This is a genomic window from Aurantiacibacter rhizosphaerae (genome assembly GCF_009807005.1).
In the GTDB taxonomy this organism is placed as follows: Bacteria; Pseudomonadota; Alphaproteobacteria; order Sphingomonadales; family Sphingomonadaceae; genus Alteraurantiacibacter; species Alteraurantiacibacter rhizosphaerae.
In genome coordinates this window covers 277,975-295,633 of sequence record NZ_WUBR01000001.1, presented here as the reverse complement: position 1 = coordinate 295,633, position 17,659 = coordinate 277,975, and the positions used below count along the sequence as shown (strand labels likewise).

Below are 17,659 nucleotides of genomic sequence, written 5' to 3'. Positions count from 1 at the left end.
CCCGCGCCCTAGCGCAATTGGCTGTCCTTGGAACCCCGGCGATTGATGGACGAATGGCGCACCGCCTCATCCCGTCCGGACTGGCACGCCACGCAGGTGCGCACACCGGGCACGGCGATGCGGCGCTTTTCCGGGATGTCCTCTCCGCAGATATCGCAATATTCGGCGCTTTCGCCCCGTGGCAGGCGTGCGCGGGCGGCAGCGACAGCATCGCTGACCGTATCGTCTATCTGATCCTGTACCGCGCCATCGCGCGACCAACCGCCTGCCATAATCTTGCTCCTTGCCTGACCAACGGCCAGCACGTACCCGATGTTCCGGCTATCGGCAGAGGGCGCGGTAGCGGTCCCGCTCGCGCTTGGCGGATTGATCGGGCACAAGCCAGCGTTGCGCGCGGGCGCAGTTGAGTGCGTTTTGCCAGTCCGGGCCGGATGGACTCTCGATCTCGCCCGTGTCGAGATCCAGGTCCAGTTCAAACCCCGAAGCACCGGGGGAAGGCCAGCTGTCGGCGGCCTGTACGGCAATCACCGACACCACGGCGCGGTGCGTGCCCGGTTCGATCCGCGCGGGCGCTGCCCACCAGCGCAGGGTAGAGGCCGTGCGCGGCAACCCTGCGATGTAGTCCTCCGGCAGGAAATCATGGAGGCCAAGCCGCGCAATCACTTCGCCATTTGCGCCATAGATGACGAGCACGTTGTCGCCGAAACCGTAGCTGGCATAGTCATCCAGGGTCAGCAGCCGTTCGCCATCGTCGGTGACGAGCACCCGGCCCGGAGCCTGCGGGTTCACGAGCCGGATGGTGCGCGAATTGCCGCGGTAACCACCATGAACGCGCTCCACGATGGCCCGCGCAGCGGCTACGCATTCAGTTTCCCCGGGTGCGCACGACAGCATGGCGGGGATTACCGTTACCGCTATCGATCCGTCGCTTGATACTGCCTCCTGCACCGAAGGAGGCATGAAACTGTCAGCTTGCGATGGTGCGGAAACAAGCAGCGTGGTCGCAGCAGCAAGAAAGGGAAGGACGCATTTCATGTTATGGAGTATCATCCAGCCGCGCTTTCGCGAGGCTGAACATCGGTAGCGACCCGGCGAGTGGTGTCAGCGGATAACCTCGTACCGGGTCAACCGGCTATCCAGCGCGTTTTCGCCAACGCCGCCCATGTCGCCGGACCAGTCTGCCACGAAGATGGAATTCCGATCCACTCCGCTGGCAAAGCGCGCATCATTGCCCACCACGGAGAGGTTGGCGCTGTCATGCGCGCGCCCTTCTGCGGCAACGGCGATGAAGGCCGCGTAGTTTTCCTTGTCCTGCCCCTGCACGAACCAGTTGTTGCTGATCTGGCCCGAAGCGCCGCCCGGCAGATCTATCATGTAGTTTGTGCCGCGCCCGGCAGCATCGTCAAAGCTGGAGGAGGCGATATCGACGCGAACCGCGCGCGCCTTCACATAATGTCCGCCACGCCCCTGCTCAAACCGACTGCGCGTGATGCGGACCTGGCCATATTCGCCGGTGTAGATGGAATGCGCACAACCGCCAGACCCTTCACAGGTGCCCAGCCGCGTGAAGGTGGAGCGATCGATCACCAACTGGCTGCCGGTGTCGTTATGCGTCAGAATGCCCTGCTGGCTATCGCGAAACCAGCTTTCGGCAACGGTCAGGTCGCCCTGCTCCAGCCGGATGCCCGAACCGTTGTAATCGGGCACGCGCATGTTCTGGAAAACGATGCCGGAAACCTCCGCACTGCGGCCGCGCAGCACCAGCGCAGCCTTGCCTTCGCAGGTTACGCCGTCGAACACGGCGGAACCGGGCTGCGTTGCGAAGAAGGACACGTCTCCGCCTTCCTGCACCGCGCATTGTTCGTATCGGCCCGGAGCGATGGCGATGGTGCCGCGCGCATTGCCGATGGCATCCACGGCATCCTGCAGGCGATCATACCCCTGCCCGGTTTCCACCACGGTAAAGGCCGCGGCGCGATCCTGCGCGAGGAGTGCCGCTGCCGGGATGGCAGCCACGGCAATCGCGCCCACGGCCCCGATCACCTTCAGGGAAATGCGATGCGGGGCGGCGCGAAGGGTGGTGCTGATCATGCCCGCAGGCGTAGCGGACAATGGTTAATCGCCGGTAAGGCCGGCTGATCTCAGTTGGCGGCAATGGCTTTCAGAAAGGCGGCGCCATAGGCCTCCAGCTTCTTTGCCCCCACGCCCGGAATCTGGGACATTTCGGACAGGTTGGCAGGCCTGTCTGCCGCCATCGCGCGCAGCACGGCATCGTGGAACACCACATAGGGCGGCACGCCCGCCTCCACCGCCAGATCGCGGCGCAGGGCGCGCAGCGCATCGAACAGCGGATCGCCCGTGGGATTGGGCGTAGAATCGTTGCGCCGGGAACGGCCCTTCTTGCGCTGCGGGGGCCGCGTGATGCCGATGCTCGCCTCGCCAGATAGGATCTCGCGCACATTGCCCGCCAGTTGCAGGCCGCCATGCTCCGTCTGCGTCAGCAGCCCGCGAACCTGCAGGGCGCGGGCCACGGGTTGCAGCAGCGCGGCCTCTTCCCCCTCCACGATGCCGAACACGGACAGCTGATCGTGCCCCTTTGCCTGCACCCGCTCGTCAGCAACGCCGGTCAGCACTTTTTGCAGGTGGCCGAAGCCAAAGCTCTGTCCCGTGCGGTAAACCGCAGACAGCAGCTTTTGCGCCAGCTGCGTCACGTCGATCGTCTCTGCCGGGTCCAGGCAATTGTCGCAATTGCCGCAGTTTTCGGGCGGGTCCTCGCCAAAATGTCGCAGCAGCACCGCGCGGCGGCATCCGGCGGTTTCAACCAGCCCCGCCAGCGCATCCAGCCGCTGCCTTTCCCCCTGCTGGCGCGATTCTTCCACTTCGGAAACGCGGGCGCGGGCCTGTGCGAAATCGCCCGCCCCCCACAGCATCAGCGCCACTGCCGGATCGCCATCGCGGCCCGCGCGGCCTGTTTCCTGGTAATAGGCTTCTATCGATTTGGGCGTGCCGGCATGGGCAACGAAGCGCACGTCGGGCTTGTCGATCCCCATGCCGAACGCAATCGTCGCCACCATCACCATGTCTTCAGAAGACACAAAGGCCGCCTGATTGGCCGCGCGCACCTCTGGCGCAAGGCCAGCATGATAGGGCAGCACGGGGCGGCCCGTCGCCTTGCCAAGCTGCTCCGCCAATTGCTCCACCTTCCGGCGGGTGGGGGCATAGACGATGCCGGGGCCGGGCTGTTCCTGGCACAATCGTTCCAGCTGGCGCGGCAGGGAATCGCGCGGCCTGATGGCGTAGCGAATATTGGGCCGATCGAAGCCCGCCACGATCAACCCGTCGGCAGGGATGCCCAGCTGGGTGAGAATATCGGTGCGGGTGTGCGCATCCGCCGTTGCTGTCAGCGCCAGGCGCGGCACATGGGCAAAGGCATCCATCAGCGGGCGAAGCTGGCGGTAATCGGGGCGGAAATCATGCCCCCATTCGGATACGCAATGCGCCTCGTCCACGGCGAACAGCGCCAGCTTTGCCGATCCCAGCAGATCGCGGAAGGCGGGCTGGCTGGCGCGTTCGGGCGCGACATACAGAAGGTCCAGCTCGCCCGCGCGGAAGGCATCCATCGTCTCGCGCCAGTCGGCATCGGCGCTGGTGAGGGTTGCGGCGCGGATGCCGTTGGCGCGCGCGGCCCGCAGCTGGTCATGCATCAGGGCGATCAGCGGCGAAATCACCACGCAGGTGCCATCCAGCATGGTGGCAGGCAGCTGATAGGTCAGCGATTTGCCAGCGCCCGTGGGCATCACCGCCAGCGTGGATTCGCCGTTCAGCACACGCGCCACCACCTCTGCCTGCTTCCCGCGAAAATCGGGAAAGCCGAACAGGCGGCGCAATTCATCGCGCGCCGGGGCAAGATCGAGTGTCTGGAGCATCATCACCGCTGTGACAGGTCGCAAGCCGCGGTGCTACCGTCGGATATGGCATTTCCACGCGCGCGCGGCTGGGCTATTGGCGATTTTCCCATCAACTGGAGTGAGAGGGCCATTCGCGCCATGAAGAAACTAGCTTTTATTGCCAGCACCGCCATCCTGGCGCTGTCCGCCTGCGGCGACACCACGGATGCATCCGATGATGCCGTGGCCGACACTGTCGAAGTGCCCGCTGATGATGCGATGGACGGCGTGCCCGATCCCGTTGCCGACGATGCCGCGATGACGGACGAAAGTGCAGAGATCGACGCCGAGATCGACGAGAACGAAGCTGCTGCAGAAGCCGCCGGCGATGCCGCCGAAAACGCCGTGGACGACGCCCTGGCCGCTGCCGAAGCTGCACAGGACGAAATGGCCGATGCTGCGCAGGACGCGCAGTGATCCTTAATGCGATTGGCAATCTGATTGGCAATTGCACGCCAACTGGAAAGGGCCGGGCCTTGGCGGGCCTGGCCTTTTTCCTATGCATCGCCGGATGCGGCGGCGATGCCGGGTCCGGCCCCGCACCGGCCGCACAGGATGAAGAGGCTGCGCTGGACGATGCGGCGCAGATGCTGGACGCGCGCGAGCCGGTGACACAATCGACTCAGCCCGCCTCCACCGAAACGCCGCAGCCATAAGACAATCCGATTGGCGCGTGGCCGATTGGCGCAAGTCTGATTGGCGCGGAGCCGCGGCATGTGGTATCATCTGCAACATGACTGACCTTGCCGAACCGGCCCCGCAGGCGGCCGTAAAACAGCACGCCGCCCAAGATGAAGATTTCAGCACGCTGCCCGATGTGGACGCCGGCGTGTTCACGGCCCCGCTGAAACGCCCGCCCCATATCGGGGAGGACTGGCTGGAGCCTCAGCAAACGCAATATACGTCAGAGGATGACGCCATCTGGGACGATCTGTTCGCCCGGCAGATGGGCGTGCTGCCCGGCCGCGCGTGCTCTGCCATGCTGGCAGGACTCGAAAAGCTTGATCTGGGCAAGGGCGGCGTCCCCGATTTTGGCCGCCTGTCGGAAGAGCTGGGTGGAATGACCGGGTGGAGCGTGGTGCCCGTGCCCATGCTGATCCCCGATCACGTGTTCTTCTGGCATCTGGCCAATCGCCGTTTTCCTGCGGGCAACTTCATCCGCACGCGCGAAACATTCGATTACATTCAGGAACCCGATGTCTTCCACGATGTGTTCGGCCACGTGCCGCTGCTGACCGATCCGACATTTGCCGATTACATGCAGGAATACGGGCGCGCCGGGTGGAAGGCCATGCGCTATAACAGGCTGAAGGCGCTTGGTTCGCTATATTGGTACACCGTGGAATTCGGCCTGATGCTGGAGGCGGGAGAGCCGCGCATCTATGGCGCAGGCATTCTGTCCGGCCCGACGGAGGCGATTTTCGCGCTGGAGGGGGAAAGCCCCAACCGGATCATGCTGAATGTCGACCGGGTAATGCGCACGGATTACGTGATCGACGATCTGCAGCCGACCTATTTCGTGATCGAGAGTTTCGAGGATCTCTATCGGCAGACGGTGGAGCGCGATTTTGACAGGTTGTACAAGAACCTGGGTGCCAGCTTTACCTATGCCAATTCTGCCGTGATCGATGTCGACAACGTGTTGCATCGCGGTTCACAGGAGTATTTCCTGCGTGGCGGCAGGGGTTCAAGCGCGAAGCCTGTCTAACTTCGCTTTTGGCAGAGCTGCCCGCATCTGCGTCATCTGACATCTGTGCAGGGCAACAAAAAACCGGCGCTGGATCGCTCCAGCGCCGGCTTTTCGTAATCGGTTAAACCGAAATTACATGCCGTCGATGTTGTCGGCCTGCTCTTCCATGGATTCTTCCATGGCGTCGGTCTGGTCGTCCATTGCGTCGGCCTGCTCGTCGGTGATCACGCCGTCAGCTTCCATCTGGTTGACTTCAGCGTCACGTGCATCTTCCATCTCTTCGATGTTCTCTTCAGCCTGGTTTTCAGCAGCGCTGTCGCATGCTGCGAGGCCGAGGCCGAGTACGGCGGCGGAGGCGAATGCTACGATCTTCTTCATTTGGAATTCCTTGTTCATCAGGAGCGATACTGCGGGCCCGCTCCCCATTGTTTATGGCCCTCATTAACTTTGCGACCCGCTTACAAGACTTTCCGATAGCGCAGAAAATTCGCTACGCAAAGCGCTGCCAGCGAGCCAGCCATGGAAATAAACATCGCATCCACCGTATAAGTTCCCGAAGCGAGATTTCCGGCAGACATTGCAGGGCTGATAACCAGCCCCGCCAGTAAAGCTCCGATAAGGCCGGAGGCGATATTTATCTTCAGGCTTCGCGAGGATTCGGCGCGCAGGATGAACGCAGCCAGCCATCCCAGAATGGCTCCCTCTACGATCAAGAATACAAGGCCCACGTCACAATCCTCCTTGCCCGACATAACTCGGCAGGCGGCGCGGTTGTTCCATGAACAGGTTAATTCATGCGGCGGATCGCAAGGGATTAAGGGTAAAATGCCGCTGATTCGGAAGGATTTTTATCGTTACCCAAGAGTTAACCCTAGGCTTAGAACATCCACAGCAGCAGGATGCCCATCGCGATTCGATAGATCACGAACACCATCATCGATGCCTTCTTCAGGAAGTTCATCAGGAACGCCATGGTGCCAAACGCCGCGATGAAGGTGAGCACGCCCGTAATCAGCGCCTCCCGCACCATCTCTCCGCCTGCTTCCACCAGGTCCGGCACGATCAGTATGCCTGCACCGGCCACCGCCGGGATCGACAGGAGGAATGAAAAGCGCGCGGCCTCCACCCGGCCAAAACCGAGGAAACGCGCCGCCGTCATGGTGACGCCCGATCGGCTGGTGCCGGGGATCAGCGCCAATGCCTGCGCCATGCCCACCAGCAAGCCGTCCCGCCAGGTCAGATCTTCATAGGATCGGTCTTCCCGGCCGAAATAGTCGGCTAGGCCCAGCAAGATGCCATAAACGATGAGGTTGAAGGCGATCAGATCCGTAAAGCGCAGGGATGCAAGCAGATCGTCATTCATCACGGTGAGGCCGAACCAGTCCTGCGCCACGGAATTGAACGCGCCCAGCTTGATGGACAGGCCAACGATCACAGCAGGGATGGTGCCCAGCAGGATCCACCAGAACAATCGCTTCTGCTCTGGCGCATGGCCGATGCCAACCGTGGCAAAGCCGCCGCGGGCAAGGCCCCACACGTCCTTGAAGAAATAGACGATGATCGCCAGCAGGGACCCGATGTGCACCGCGATGTCTATCATCGGGCCCTGATCGTCCGCCCCGGTGAAGATCGGCACCAGGATCAGGTGGCCGGAAGACGAGATCGGCAGGAATTCGGTGATCCCCTGCACGATGGCAAGGATCAGCATTTCAAGGAAAGTCATCGCTGGGTGTGGTCCGTCGCTGTAGGTCTTGAGCGTACCCGCCTCCAACCAAAACGGGGGCGAAGTCAAGCCTCGCCCCCGTTCAATGGTTCAAATATCCGTTCGGCTGCCTACCAGATGGAGATACGTTCCTCCGGCGGCAGGTACAGCGCATCGTCCGGCCCGACGTCGAACGCGTCATACCATGCATCCAGATGGCGCACGGCGTTGTTGAGGCGGAATTCACCCGGCGGGTGGTTTGCCGTCATCACGCGGTTGCGCAGGCTGGCCTCACGCTCCATCCCGCGCCATACCTGCGCAAAGCCCAGAAAGAATCGCTGATCGCCGGTCAGGCCATCGATCACGGGTGCCTCTTCGCCGTTCAGGGACATGCGATAGGCGCGATAGGCCATCTGCAAGCCCACGACATCGCCCAGCGTTTCACCCATGGACTGGCCACCGCGCAGGCAGACCGGGCCTTCAGGGCTGTCTACCGGGCAATAGGACTCGATATATTCCGCCATGCTGGCCGTGTATTTCTCGAACCCTTCGCGATCGGAATCCTGCCACCAGTTGCGCAGCGTTCCGGTGGCATCGTACTGAGATCCCTGATCGTCATAACCGTGGCCGATTTCGTGACCGATTACCGCGCCGATCCCGCCATAGTTCACGGCAGGGTCCGCTTCGGCATTGAAGAACGGCGGCTGCAGAATCGCGGCGGGGAACACGATGCGGTTGGTGAGCGGCGAATAATAGGCGTTCACCGTCTGGGGCAGCATGCCCCATTCGCTGGGATCGACCTTGGTCCCCAGGTGATCCAGACTGTCCTGGATTGCCCAGCGCGCGGCATTGATGCGGTTGGCCAGGGGATCGTCGGCGCTGATTTCGAGGCCGTCATAAGTCTCGAACTCATCCGGATAGCCGATCATCGGCACGAAGCCGTCCAGCTTGGCGCGGGCCTGCGCAATGGTTTCCGGCGTCATCCAATCATTGTTATCGAGTGCGACGCCCATCGCAAGGGACAGGTTGGCAACCAGAGAATCCATGCGCGCCTTGCTCTCAGGCGGGAAGTAACGCTCCACGTAAAGGGCGCCGAGCTGTTCGCCCAATTGCCCTTCGACAGCTGAGATAGCGCGCTTCCAGCGTTCCTGCTGCTGCTCACGCCCGCTGATTGTGCGGCCGAAGAAATCGAAATTGGCATTATCCAGTTCGCTGGAAAGAACGGGCGCGTTACCGGACAGGAAGCTCTTCGCCATATAGGCCTTGAGCGTCGCCAGCGGCGTCTTCGTCACCAGTTGCATCATCGCCGGCAATCCGCCGCCGATCATGGCAAGCTGATCCGGCGTCAGGCCAAGCGCGTCGATTTCTTCCTGCGTCGGCGGGATTTGCGGGGCGAGGAAGCGGGTCTGATCGGAGAAATGCCCCTCTTCAAGCAGTGCGGCAATCGGGAAATCACCGGCCAGTTGGGTCAATTCCTGCGGCGACAGCTCGTTATAGGTCAGCTGCGGAATACGGAACATCTGGCGTGCCCATTCCAGCTCTGCAACGTCATGCTCAAAGGCATAGACAGCTTCGGCAGCTCCGCGCGCATCGGCATATCCCGCCTTTTCCATCAGGAAAGTCAGGTAATCCTTGTAGGCGGCCCGAATTTTCAGATTGCTCTCTGAATCGACGAGGTAATAATCCCGGTCGGGCAGGCCCATACCGTCAAAACCCAGCGAGACGACATATTCGGTAGGGTTGCGCGCATCCACGCCCACGCCCGCCGAAACGATGCTGCTGTAGGGAGCCTGCGGGAACAGCCGCACCAGGCTTTCCAGATCGGGGGCGGAAAAGATTTCCTGCAAATATGGCTGCGCCGGTGCCAGGCCGGTGGCATCGATGGCTTCTACGTCCACGTAGGAGTTGTAGGCATCCACGATGCGGCGCGCGGTGGTGCCGGGTGCGGGATTGGAAGCGACCAGATCGCGCATGAGCGTTTCGACATCGTGGACCGATTCCTCACGCAACATTTCAAAGGCGCCATATCGCTGAAGGTCGGCAGGAATTTCGTTCGCCGTCACCCACTTGGCATTGGTGTAGGCGTTGAAATCATCGCCCGGATCGACATTCTGATCCAGCTGGGAAAGATCGACACCCCAGGTGCCGAAATCCATGGTCGGCGCCGCGGTATCATCTTGAGCGATAGCGGGTGCGGCGGTGGCAAGTCCGAATACGGATGCCGAAGTGACTAGCAGCTTGCGGATCATAAGGTAGGCGTTCCTCGTCTGGCAGGTGAATCTGTCTTTTGTCGCATTCGCCAGAATGGGCGAAGCGGTTACTGTCGTTACGAAATCGATGTAGGGCAGATTCCGCTCGACGCAAGACATGAACGTCCTGTCGATGTCGCGCTTTTAACCATCACCGGCACGGAGGCCCAGGCATCTCAGGCGACGGCCTGGTCTGCGAATTGCAGGGAGGCAAGGCGGGCGTAGAGGCCGCCCTCCGTCGTCAGGCTGGCGTGATCGCCCTGCTCCACGATGCGGCCGCCTTCCATCACCACGATCCGGTCTGACGCGCGCACGGTAGCCAGGCGGTGCGCGATAACCAGCGTGGTGCGATCCTGCATCAGGTGCTCCAGCGCATCCTGCACCAATCGCTCGCTTTCCGCGTCCAGCGCGCTGGTCGCCTCGTCCAGCAGCAGGATCGGCGAATCGCGCAACACCGCGCGGGCAATGGCCAGCCGCTGGCGTTGCCCGCCCGAAAGCCGCGCTCCCCCTTCACCAAGGAAGGTGTCCAGCCCATCGGGAAGATCACGCAGGAAGCCATCGGCATGGGCAGCCCGCGCGGCTTCCCAGATCGCCTCCTCCTCCGCATCCCAATTGCCATAGCGCAGGTTGTCGCGCGCGCTGGCGGCGAACAGGATGCCTTCCTGCGGCACCAGTGCCATGCGGCGGCGCACCTCTGCCGGATCGACCTGCGTCAGCGGCACGCCATCCATGCGGATCATGCCGCTGGTGGGATCGTAGAAACGCTCCGCCAACTGGAAGATCGTGGATTTGCCCGCGCCCGACGGGCCGACGATGGCCACGGTTTCGCCCGGCTCCACCGTCAGGGTGAAATCGGCGATGGCCTTTTCACCGGGGCGGGTTGGATAGCTGAAGGTGACGTTCTGGAACGATAGGCTGCCGCGCGGCGGCTGCGGCAGGGATTGTGGGCGGGCCGGTGCGATGATGGCCGGTTTCTCGTCGATCAGCTCGCTCAGCCGGCTGGCCGCCCCGGCGCCGCGCAGCAGATCTCCCAGCACTTCCGTCAACGCCCCGAAGGACGATGCGGCGATAGCGCTGGCAAAGATGAACGCGCCGATGGTGCCGCCGGTCAGTTCACCCGTGGTTACCAGCACCGCGCCGCGCCACAGCAGGCCGGTTACGCCGCCGAACACCAGCGTGATGACCATTGCCGTCATCACGGCGCGGATCTTGATGCGGGTTCTGGCGGTTTCGAAGGCATTTTCCACCGAGACGCCGAAGCGCGCGCCCTCGCGCCGTTCCTGGTTGAAACCCTGCACGATCTTCATGGCGGACAGTGTCTCTGTCACCATCGCGCCAACATCGGCCACCCGATCCTGGCTGGTGCGGCTGATCGCGCGCAGGCGCCTGCCGAAGATGGTGATGGGAATGATGACGACGGGCAGCCCCACCAGCAGCCAGATGGCCAGCTGCGGCGCCAGCCAGAACAGGTAACCGGTGGCAAAAAGCGCCATGATGATATTGCGCAAGGCGATGGAGACGGTGGTGCCCACCACCTGCTCGATTATCGCCGTGTCGGATACCATGCGGCTGCTGATTTCCTTGGGGCTGTTCTCCTCGAAGAAGGATGGCGAGAGGCCCAGCAAATTATCATATGCCTTGCGCCGGATATCGGCGACCACGCGTTCCCCCAGCCAGCTGACAAAGTAGAACCGGACGGCTGTGGCAATGCCCAGCACGCCGACCAGCACCAGAAGGTAACGGAACCAGCGGCCGATCTCTCCATCGCCGGTAAAGCCCCTGTCGATGATCAGGCGCAGCGCACTGGGAAGGGCGAGAGAGGTGATGGTGGCGGTGATCAGGAGGGCGAGGACAGCGAAGGTCGCCTGCAGCGGGTATTTCTTGCCCTCGCGAAATATCATCACCAGCGGGCCAAGGTTCTTGGCCTTCACCGGCTCTTTCGTTTCTGATTGGATCGCCATGATGGAAGGGGCACTAGACCAAAGATCCCCGCCTTTGAAGCACCCTTTGCTCGCATTGCCCAGAATGGAGCCAGCGGCACATTTTCTGGCCTTGCCGCATTGCAACATGGCGTAAAAGGGCCCATTCTTCTATTCACACGCGGACATGCGGCAAACGCAGCCCGATCCAATCGCGCCCGAAAACGGGCGCCGCAAGGGGAACGCAACATTGCTTTATTCAGCCTATGAAATGCAGCGCGCCATGCTCGGCTCGGCCAGCAACTGGGCCTCTGTCGGGGCACGCCTGCTGGATAATCCTTCTCTGCCAATGGGATATATGGGTGTAGGCCCTGCCTTCGCCTCCGCATTGAAGGTGTTCGCCCATCTTTACGAAGAACGCGGGAAGCCCGATTTCGATATTCAGCCGGTCGAATCCGATGGCGAAACCCATTACGTCAGCGAAACCGTGGTGCTGGAAAAGCCGTTCGGCAATTTGCGCCGCTTCGTGCGCGATGGATTGCCGGACGATGCACCAAAATTGCTGATCGTTGCGCCGATGAGCGGCCACTACGCCACCCTGCTGCGCGGTACGGTGCAGCGGATGGTGGAAAATCAGCAGGTTTGGATCACCGATTGGGCCGATGCGCGGCTGGTGCCCACCAGCGAGGGCAAGTTCGATCTGGATGATTACATCGACTACCTGATCGAATTTCTGCAATTCATTGGGCCGGATACGCATGTGCTTGCGGTCTGCCAGCCTTCCGTCCCCGCCTTTGCGGCCACGGCCGTGATGGCGGCGAACAAGGACAAGTGCCGCCCCGCCTCGCTCACCATGATGGGCGGCCCGATCGACACACGCGCCAGCCCCACCGGGGTGAACGACCTGGCGATGGACAAGCCGCTGAGCTGGTTCGAAAACAACGTGATCGCCACAGTCCCGCTGAATTATCCGGGCGCAGGGCGCAAGGTCTACCCTGGCTTTCTGCAGCTGGCAGGCTTCATCTCCATGAACCTGTCGGACCATATGATGAGCCATTACGAAATGTTCAAACACATGACCGTGGGCGATCAGGACAGCGCGGATCGCACGAAGAGCTTCTACGACGAATATCTCTCCGTCTGCGACATGACCGAGGAATTTTACCTGCAAACGGTGAAGCACGTGTTCCAGGAACATTCTTTGCCCAAGGGCGAGTTCGTCCACCGCGGCAAGGCCATCGATCCCGATGCCATCCGCGATACCGCCCTGCTCGCTATCGAGGGCGAGAATGACGATATCTCCGGTATCGGCCAAACGCGCGCGGCGCTGGATCTGGCGGAGCATCTGCCCATGGCCAAGAAGAAGTACCTGATGGCCCCCAAGGTCGGCCATTATGGCATCTTCAACGGCAGCAAATGGCGCGAGATGATTGCGCCGGTGGTGGAAGAATGGATGCGCGCCAACCCCAAGTCAGAGGGCTAGGCTAGGGCTGCGCATCCTCGGCCCGCGGACTGCGCGGGCCGAACATCCGGCGCATCAGCCGCCGTATCGCCAGCAACAGGGCGACAGTCAGCGCCAGTAGCAGCGCAGCCACGCCTGCCGCTGCCCACGGGTATTCATAGATAAGCCATAGCAGGCCTACGGTCGCCACGTCCTCTGCCGTGGACGCGGCGATGTTGCTGACAGGTTCTGGGCTGGTGTTGATGGCGGCACGCGCTCCCGCCTTGCCGCCATGCGCCAGCAACGCACCGCCGCCGCCCAGAAGAAAGGCGACAATCTGCCATGCCGGCTCTCCCGGATCGACGATGGCCAGCGCCAGCAGTGCGCCGCCCACCGGTCGCACCAGCGTGTGCACCGCATCCCACGCGCTATCCAGCCATGGCACCTTGTCGGCGAAAAACTCTGCCAGCGTGCCGATGGCGGCGATCCCGATGACCCACGGGCTGGCCAGCGCCTGCAGGCTTTGCAAGTGATCGGGCAGCGGCACCATGCCGCTGCGCATGGCAAGGCCGGTGGCCAGCACCACGAGATAGAGCCGCCAGCCCGACAGCAGACTGGCGCTGGCGGCAATGCCCAGCACCTCTACAATGGGGAGGGACGCAGCGGTTTCCATGGCCCGCGAGTATTGAGCGCGGGTGCGGACCTGTCGAGCAGAATCAGGCCGAGGCGGGCTTCGCGCTCTTGGGCATGCGCCCGTTCAGCCAGCTTTGCGCCGGTTTTTCCAGCCAGCGATAAAGCCCGCCGGACAGCGCCAGCAGCACCAGCGCATAGGCTGCGAAGACCGCGGGTGAGATCTGCAAATCCTCGTCCACGGCCACCAGTTTGAAGATGATCAACAAGGGGAAATGCACAAGGTAAGTCGCATAGCTGACATCGCCCAGCCAGACGAGCGGCCTGACAGACAGCACCCGCGCCACCGGCCCGCTATCCAGCGCAAGCGCGAGCAGCATCGCGGCAAGAGCCAGCGGAATCACCAGCGTTTCCGGCAGCTCAAACAGCCACAGCGCCGCAGAGGCCAGCGCCGCCACAATCGCGCATGCCATGGCCCGCCCGCGCCGATCACGCCACGCCAGCCATAGATTGGCGAGCATCATGCCGATGCCGAACTGGATGATGCAGCGCACCAGCCCCAGCCTTGGTATCTGCTCCCCCAGCGTCTCTGCCCCCGCCAGCGCGAACACTCCGTGCAGTGCCAGCGCGGCACCCGCTACGCCCGCCACCAGCGCGGCGGGCCGCATCTCCTCCCAGCGCGCCGCCGCCACGGCCAGCGGGAACAGCAGATATGCGCCCAGTTCTGCACTGATGGACCATGCCGGGTGGTTCCACGAAAGCTCTGCCGTCAGGCCCCAGTTCTGGATCAGCAGCAGGTGAAGGGGAAGCTGCGCGAAAGGATAGTTCGCCATATCCCGCCCCGTTGCCAGCAGCACCAATGCAAACACCACCAGCGCACCCAGCACTGCACCATGCAGCGGCCAGATACGCGTCACGCGTCGCCACCAGAAAGCAGGCGCGCCAGCCAGCCCCTGCTGCCGCAGTCGCGCACCGTAATTGAGCCACATGACAAAGCCCGAAAGCATGAAAAACAGGTCCACCGCCAGATATCCCTTCGCCGCGATGGCGATGCCGGCACCGGGCATCCACTCGGCAAGCGAGAGGCGCGCATGGTAGAGCACCACGAACCACGCCGCGATACCGCGCAAGCCCGTCAACGCGGCAAGATGCGGTATGCGCTGTCTTTGCGGGGGGATGGGCGGCGCGATCACGCGGCGCTGCCCGCCGCTGCGCCGTGCGGTGCCTTGTCCTTCAGCCACGGGCGACTGTCCGCCTGCGATCCGGCCCATTCCCGCTTCATCAGGCTGTAAAAGGCGATCTGCAGGCCCAGCAGCATGAACATGAAGGGCTGATACCCCACGCCCACGAACAGCGCGCCGACAAGGTACACCCCCTGCCCGTTCTGCAAGGCCGTGGCCAAGGCGTGCCAGCGCTTTTCCTCCGCGCTATCGCTGTTCTTATAATGGCGGCGAATACGCTCCATCTGGATGAGGCCCAATGCCTGCAGCGTGGCCCAGATCAGGAAACCGGGATAGCCCTGCTCTCCCAGAACTTCGAAGAAGGCGGAGTGATAGGCGCGGCCCTCGTCCGTCACCTCTTCATACACCACCGTCTCTGTGTTACCGATCTCCACCGTCTGGCGCATGTTGTAGGTAAAGCTGTTGCCCAGAAACGCGTCAAAACCGCCGCCCAGTGGATTGTCCTGCACGTAATCCAGCGTCCAGCGCCACACCGCCACGCGGGTGGAGGCGCTCTCGTCCGCCTGATACTCGGTGATGGTCGTCATCCGCTCTGTATAGCTGGCAGGCAGGAACGGCAGCGCCAGCAGCAGGCCCGCGCCCGCCAGCCCGGCGTAGAGAAAACGGTATCGCGCGGTGCGCATCACCAGCACGCCCAGCACCGCGATACAGATGAGCCCGGTGCGCGTCTGCGTGCCGATGGGCACCAGCAATGCGGCAAACACCAGCGCCGCTGCAAACACCATCGCCGGCTTGCGCTCCGGAAAGATGGTGCCATGCCGCGCCACCCAGAAGATCAGCGGGATCATGGCAATGGCGACGGTGGAAAGGGTGGAGCCTTCGTAAAGGCCGGAATTGTCCTGCACCAGCGATACAAGCGTGCCGTATCCCCCGCCCGAAAGCACCGTCTTGATTCCGGCGGAAATGATGATCGAGGCCGCCGAAAGCACCATCACCAGCGCCGCCGCCTCCAGCCGCAGCTTCGTTCGCAAGGTCAGCGGCAGGAATGCGGCGAACACCAGGCTTTTCCAGACCCAGTCCCATTTCTCTGCCGCAGGTTCGGGGAAATCAGCGGTCAAGGTCGTGAACCCGCACCACAGCAGCAAGGCAAGGATCAAGCCCTGCCGCAAGGAGAAGCTGTTGCCCTTCTTGCTGTCCAGCAGGATGTATCCCGCAAAGGCCGCCATGAAACACAGCATCGAGAGGGAGATGCTGGTGATGATGCCATAGCCCACCTTTTGCGGGGCAACGATATCGACATAGATATATAGCAGCACCCACAGGAACGGGCGGCGAAATCCCATCGCCACCACCGCTGCAACAAAGGCCAGCAGGACAAGATCACGCATCAGCTGCGTGCTCCTGATCCTGATCCCGGTTCCGATCCCGCAGCCACGGCTTCTCCGCCTGCGCCGCCGCGCCGCCCTCTTCATCAAGGTCCGCGCGGAACAGCAGGCGCCAGCAAGCGAGCAGGATAAGCCCGTGCGTCAGCGCAATGGAGAAATAGTCGATCACCGGTAAAGCGTCCTCGCGTGCGAAAAGCCGCTTTAGGGCCAAGCTATTGACGCGCCGTTAAGTCTGTTCTGGCAGGAAGCCGGGCGATGACACGGATATTGCACATACTCGATCACTCGCTGCCGATGCACAGCGGCTACACTTTCCGCACGCGCGCCATCCTGCGTGCGCAGCAGGGGCTGGGGCTGGAGGTGCGCGGCATTACCGGGCAGCGCCATGTTGAACCCGGCCCATCCGTTGAGACGGTGGACGGGCTGATCTTCCATCGCACGCCGGGCAAGGCAGAGGGGCCAACCGGTGTGAAGGAGTGGCGGGAAATCCAGGCGCTGGCCGATGCAATCGTCGCGCTGGCAGGCGAGTGGCGGCCCGATATCCTGCATGCCCATTCGCCTGCGCTGAACGGGCTGGCCGCACTGCGCGCCGGGAAGAAGCTGGGCATCCCCGTCGTCTACGAAATTCGCGCCTTCTGGGAAGATGCCGCCGTCGGCAATCTTACCGGCAGGCAGGGTTCGCTTAAATACCGCTTCACCCGCCATCTGGAAAATATCGCCGTGCGCGGGGCCGATGCGGTAATGACGATATGCGAAGGGCTGAAGGCCGATCTGGTGTCGCGCGGGTTTGCCGCCGACAAGATCGGCATCATGCCCAATGGTGTGGACCTGACTACCTTCGGAGAGCCTGCACAGCGTGACGAGGCTCTGGCGCAGAAGCTTGGGATTGAACAAGGCCCCGTCATCGGCTTCATCGGAAGCTTCTATGATTACGAGGGGCTGGACGACCTGATCGCCGCCATGCCCATGCTGGTGGAGCGCCACGAAGGGGCCCACTTGCTGCTGGTGGGCGGGGGGCCGATGGATGCCGATCTGCGCGCGCAGGCCGCAGCCTCGCCCGTATCGCAGCGCATCCATTTTACCGGCCGCGTGCCCCATGCAGAGGTGGAGCGTTACTATGCCCTCACCGATATTATGGCCTATCCGCGCAAGAAAAGCCGCCTGACCGATCTTGTCACCCCGCTGAAGCCGCTGGAAGCCAATGCCCAGATGCAGCTGGTTGCTGCCAGCGATGTTGGCGGACATCGTGAACTGATCCGCGATGGCGAGACCGGCGTGTTGTTCGCACCCGATGATCCCGCCGCCTGCGCCGCCGCCTTGGCCGATCTGGTGGACGCTAAAGGGGATTGGGACGCCATTCGCACGGCTGCCAGGGCGCATGTCCGCACCAATCATGACTGGGCCCGCAATGCACAGCGTTATCAGGTCGTTTACCTTCGCCTGTTAGGCGAATCCGACGATGGCCGTATCCCCGCCGCTGCCTGATCGGGCCGCGGCTTTGGAAAGAAGCGGCGC

General features: G+C 62.6%; 18 protein-coding genes. 5 read left to right on the top strand and 13 right to left on the bottom strand.

Features of this window, described 5'->3' with window-relative positions:
* Positions 1-8: 8 nt before the first annotated feature.
* From GRF63_RS01440 to recQ, 4 genes are all read right to left on the bottom strand, one after another.
* Positions 9-272 carry a DksA/TraR family C4-type zinc finger protein gene (locus GRF63_RS01440; RefSeq protein WP_160484237.1) on the bottom strand — a complete coding sequence of 88 codons (264 nt, stop codon included), beginning with the start codon at positions 270-272 and terminating at the stop codon, positions 9-11.
* Between the two features lie 49 nt (positions 273-321).
* Positions 322-1,035, bottom strand: coding sequence for a hypothetical protein (locus GRF63_RS01435; protein ID WP_160484236.1), 714 nt, complete (start codon positions 1,033-1,035; stop codon positions 322-324).
* Between the two features lie 66 nt (positions 1,036-1,101).
* Positions 1,102-2,091, bottom strand: a complete 990-nt coding sequence (locus GRF63_RS01430) for a right-handed parallel beta-helix repeat-containing protein (RefSeq protein WP_160484235.1) — start codon at positions 2,089-2,091, stop codon at positions 1,102-1,104.
* A gap of 50 nt (positions 2,092-2,141) precedes the next feature.
* Positions 2,142-3,929, bottom strand: a complete 1,788-nt coding sequence (recQ, locus tag GRF63_RS01425; protein ID WP_160484234.1) for a DNA helicase RecQ — start codon at positions 3,927-3,929, stop codon at positions 2,142-2,144.
* Between the two features lie 42 nt (positions 3,930-3,971).
* Here recQ and GRF63_RS01420 point away from each other — a divergent pair, with 42 nt between their 5' ends.
* From GRF63_RS01420 to phhA, 3 genes are all read left to right on the top strand, one after another.
* Positions 3,972-4,364 carry a hypothetical protein gene (locus GRF63_RS01420; protein ID WP_237392247.1) on the top strand — a complete coding sequence of 131 codons (393 nt, stop codon included), beginning with the start codon at positions 3,972-3,974 and terminating at the stop codon, positions 4,362-4,364.
* A complete protein-coding gene (locus tag GRF63_RS01415) occupies positions 4,361-4,603 on the top strand; it encodes a hypothetical protein (RefSeq protein ID WP_160484233.1) in 243 nt (80 codons plus the stop codon). The genes GRF63_RS01420 and GRF63_RS01415 overlap by 4 nt, the downstream gene beginning before the upstream one ends.
* Before the next feature lie 161 nt (positions 4,604-4,764).
* Positions 4,765-5,655 (top strand): phenylalanine 4-monooxygenase, encoded by an 891-nt coding sequence (gene phhA / locus GRF63_RS01410; RefSeq protein WP_337189629.1) that lies wholly within the window; start codon positions 4,765-4,767, stop codon positions 5,653-5,655.
* Positions 5,656-5,769: 114 nt separating this feature from the next.
* Here phhA and GRF63_RS01405 read toward each other — a convergent pair whose 3' ends face one another.
* The 5 genes from GRF63_RS01405 to GRF63_RS01385 all read right to left on the bottom strand — a co-directional run bounded on the left by GRF63_RS01405 (position 5,770) and on the right by GRF63_RS01385 (position 11,549).
* A complete protein-coding gene (locus GRF63_RS01405) occupies positions 5,770-6,015 on the bottom strand; it encodes a hypothetical protein (RefSeq protein ID WP_160484231.1) in 246 nt (81 codons plus the stop codon).
* Positions 6,016-6,095: 80 nt separating this feature from the next.
* On the bottom strand, positions 6,096-6,389 hold the full coding sequence (locus GRF63_RS01400; protein ID WP_160484230.1) for a DUF2254 domain-containing protein: 294 nt from the start codon (positions 6,387-6,389) through the stop codon (positions 6,096-6,098).
* Positions 6,390-6,514: 125 nt separating this feature from the next.
* Positions 6,515-7,360 (bottom strand): undecaprenyl-diphosphate phosphatase, encoded by an 846-nt coding sequence (locus tag GRF63_RS01395; protein WP_160484229.1) that lies wholly within the window; start codon positions 7,358-7,360, stop codon positions 6,515-6,517.
* A gap of 110 nt (positions 7,361-7,470) precedes the next feature.
* Positions 7,471-9,588 (bottom strand): M13 family metallopeptidase, encoded by a 2,118-nt coding sequence (locus GRF63_RS01390; protein WP_160484228.1) that lies wholly within the window; start codon positions 9,586-9,588, stop codon positions 7,471-7,473.
* Positions 9,589-9,764: 176 nt separating this feature from the next.
* Entirely contained in the window at positions 9,765-11,549 is a 1,785-nt protein-coding gene (locus GRF63_RS01385) for an ABC transporter transmembrane domain-containing protein (protein ID WP_160484227.1), read from the bottom strand.
* 208 nt (positions 11,550-11,757) lie between these two features.
* On the opposite strand from GRF63_RS01385, the gene GRF63_RS01380 reads away from it, so the two are divergent.
* Positions 11,758-12,990, top strand: a complete 1,233-nt coding sequence (locus tag GRF63_RS01380; protein ID WP_160485326.1) for a polyhydroxyalkanoate depolymerase — start codon at positions 11,758-11,760, stop codon at positions 12,988-12,990.
* A gap of 1 nt (position 12,991) precedes the next feature.
* On the opposite strand, the gene GRF63_RS01375 is transcribed toward GRF63_RS01380, so the two are convergent.
* From GRF63_RS01375 to GRF63_RS16350, 4 genes are read right to left on the bottom strand one after another with little or no spacing between them, the layout of a single operon-like run.
* The gene (locus GRF63_RS01375) at positions 12,992-13,621 is read right to left on the bottom strand and encodes a DUF4126 domain-containing protein (protein ID WP_160484226.1); all 630 of its coding nucleotides are present in this window, start codon (positions 13,619-13,621) and stop codon (positions 12,992-12,994) included.
* A 43-nt stretch (positions 13,622-13,664) separates the two neighbouring features.
* Positions 13,665-14,819, bottom strand: a complete 1,155-nt coding sequence (locus tag GRF63_RS01370; protein ID WP_337189592.1) for an acyltransferase family protein — start codon at positions 14,817-14,819, stop codon at positions 13,665-13,667.
* Positions 14,768-16,147 (bottom strand): DUF5935 domain-containing protein, encoded by a 1,380-nt coding sequence (locus GRF63_RS01365; protein WP_160484225.1) that lies wholly within the window; start codon positions 16,145-16,147, stop codon positions 14,768-14,770. The genes GRF63_RS01370 and GRF63_RS01365 overlap by 52 nt, the downstream gene beginning before the upstream one ends.
* Positions 16,140-16,313 carry a hypothetical protein gene (locus GRF63_RS16350; RefSeq protein ID WP_202131652.1) on the bottom strand — a complete coding sequence of 58 codons (174 nt, stop codon included), beginning with the start codon at positions 16,311-16,313 and terminating at the stop codon, positions 16,140-16,142. Before GRF63_RS16350 ends, GRF63_RS01365 begins: the two co-directional genes overlap by 8 nt.
* Positions 16,314-16,399: 86 nt before the next feature.
* Between GRF63_RS16350 and GRF63_RS01360 the strand changes: the two genes are divergently transcribed.
* Positions 16,400-17,629: a TIGR04063 family PEP-CTERM/XrtA system glycosyltransferase gene (locus tag GRF63_RS01360; RefSeq protein ID WP_160484224.1), complete on the top strand. Its 1,230-nt coding sequence runs from the start codon at positions 16,400-16,402 to the stop codon at positions 17,627-17,629.
* Positions 17,630-17,659 lie beyond the last annotated feature (30 nt).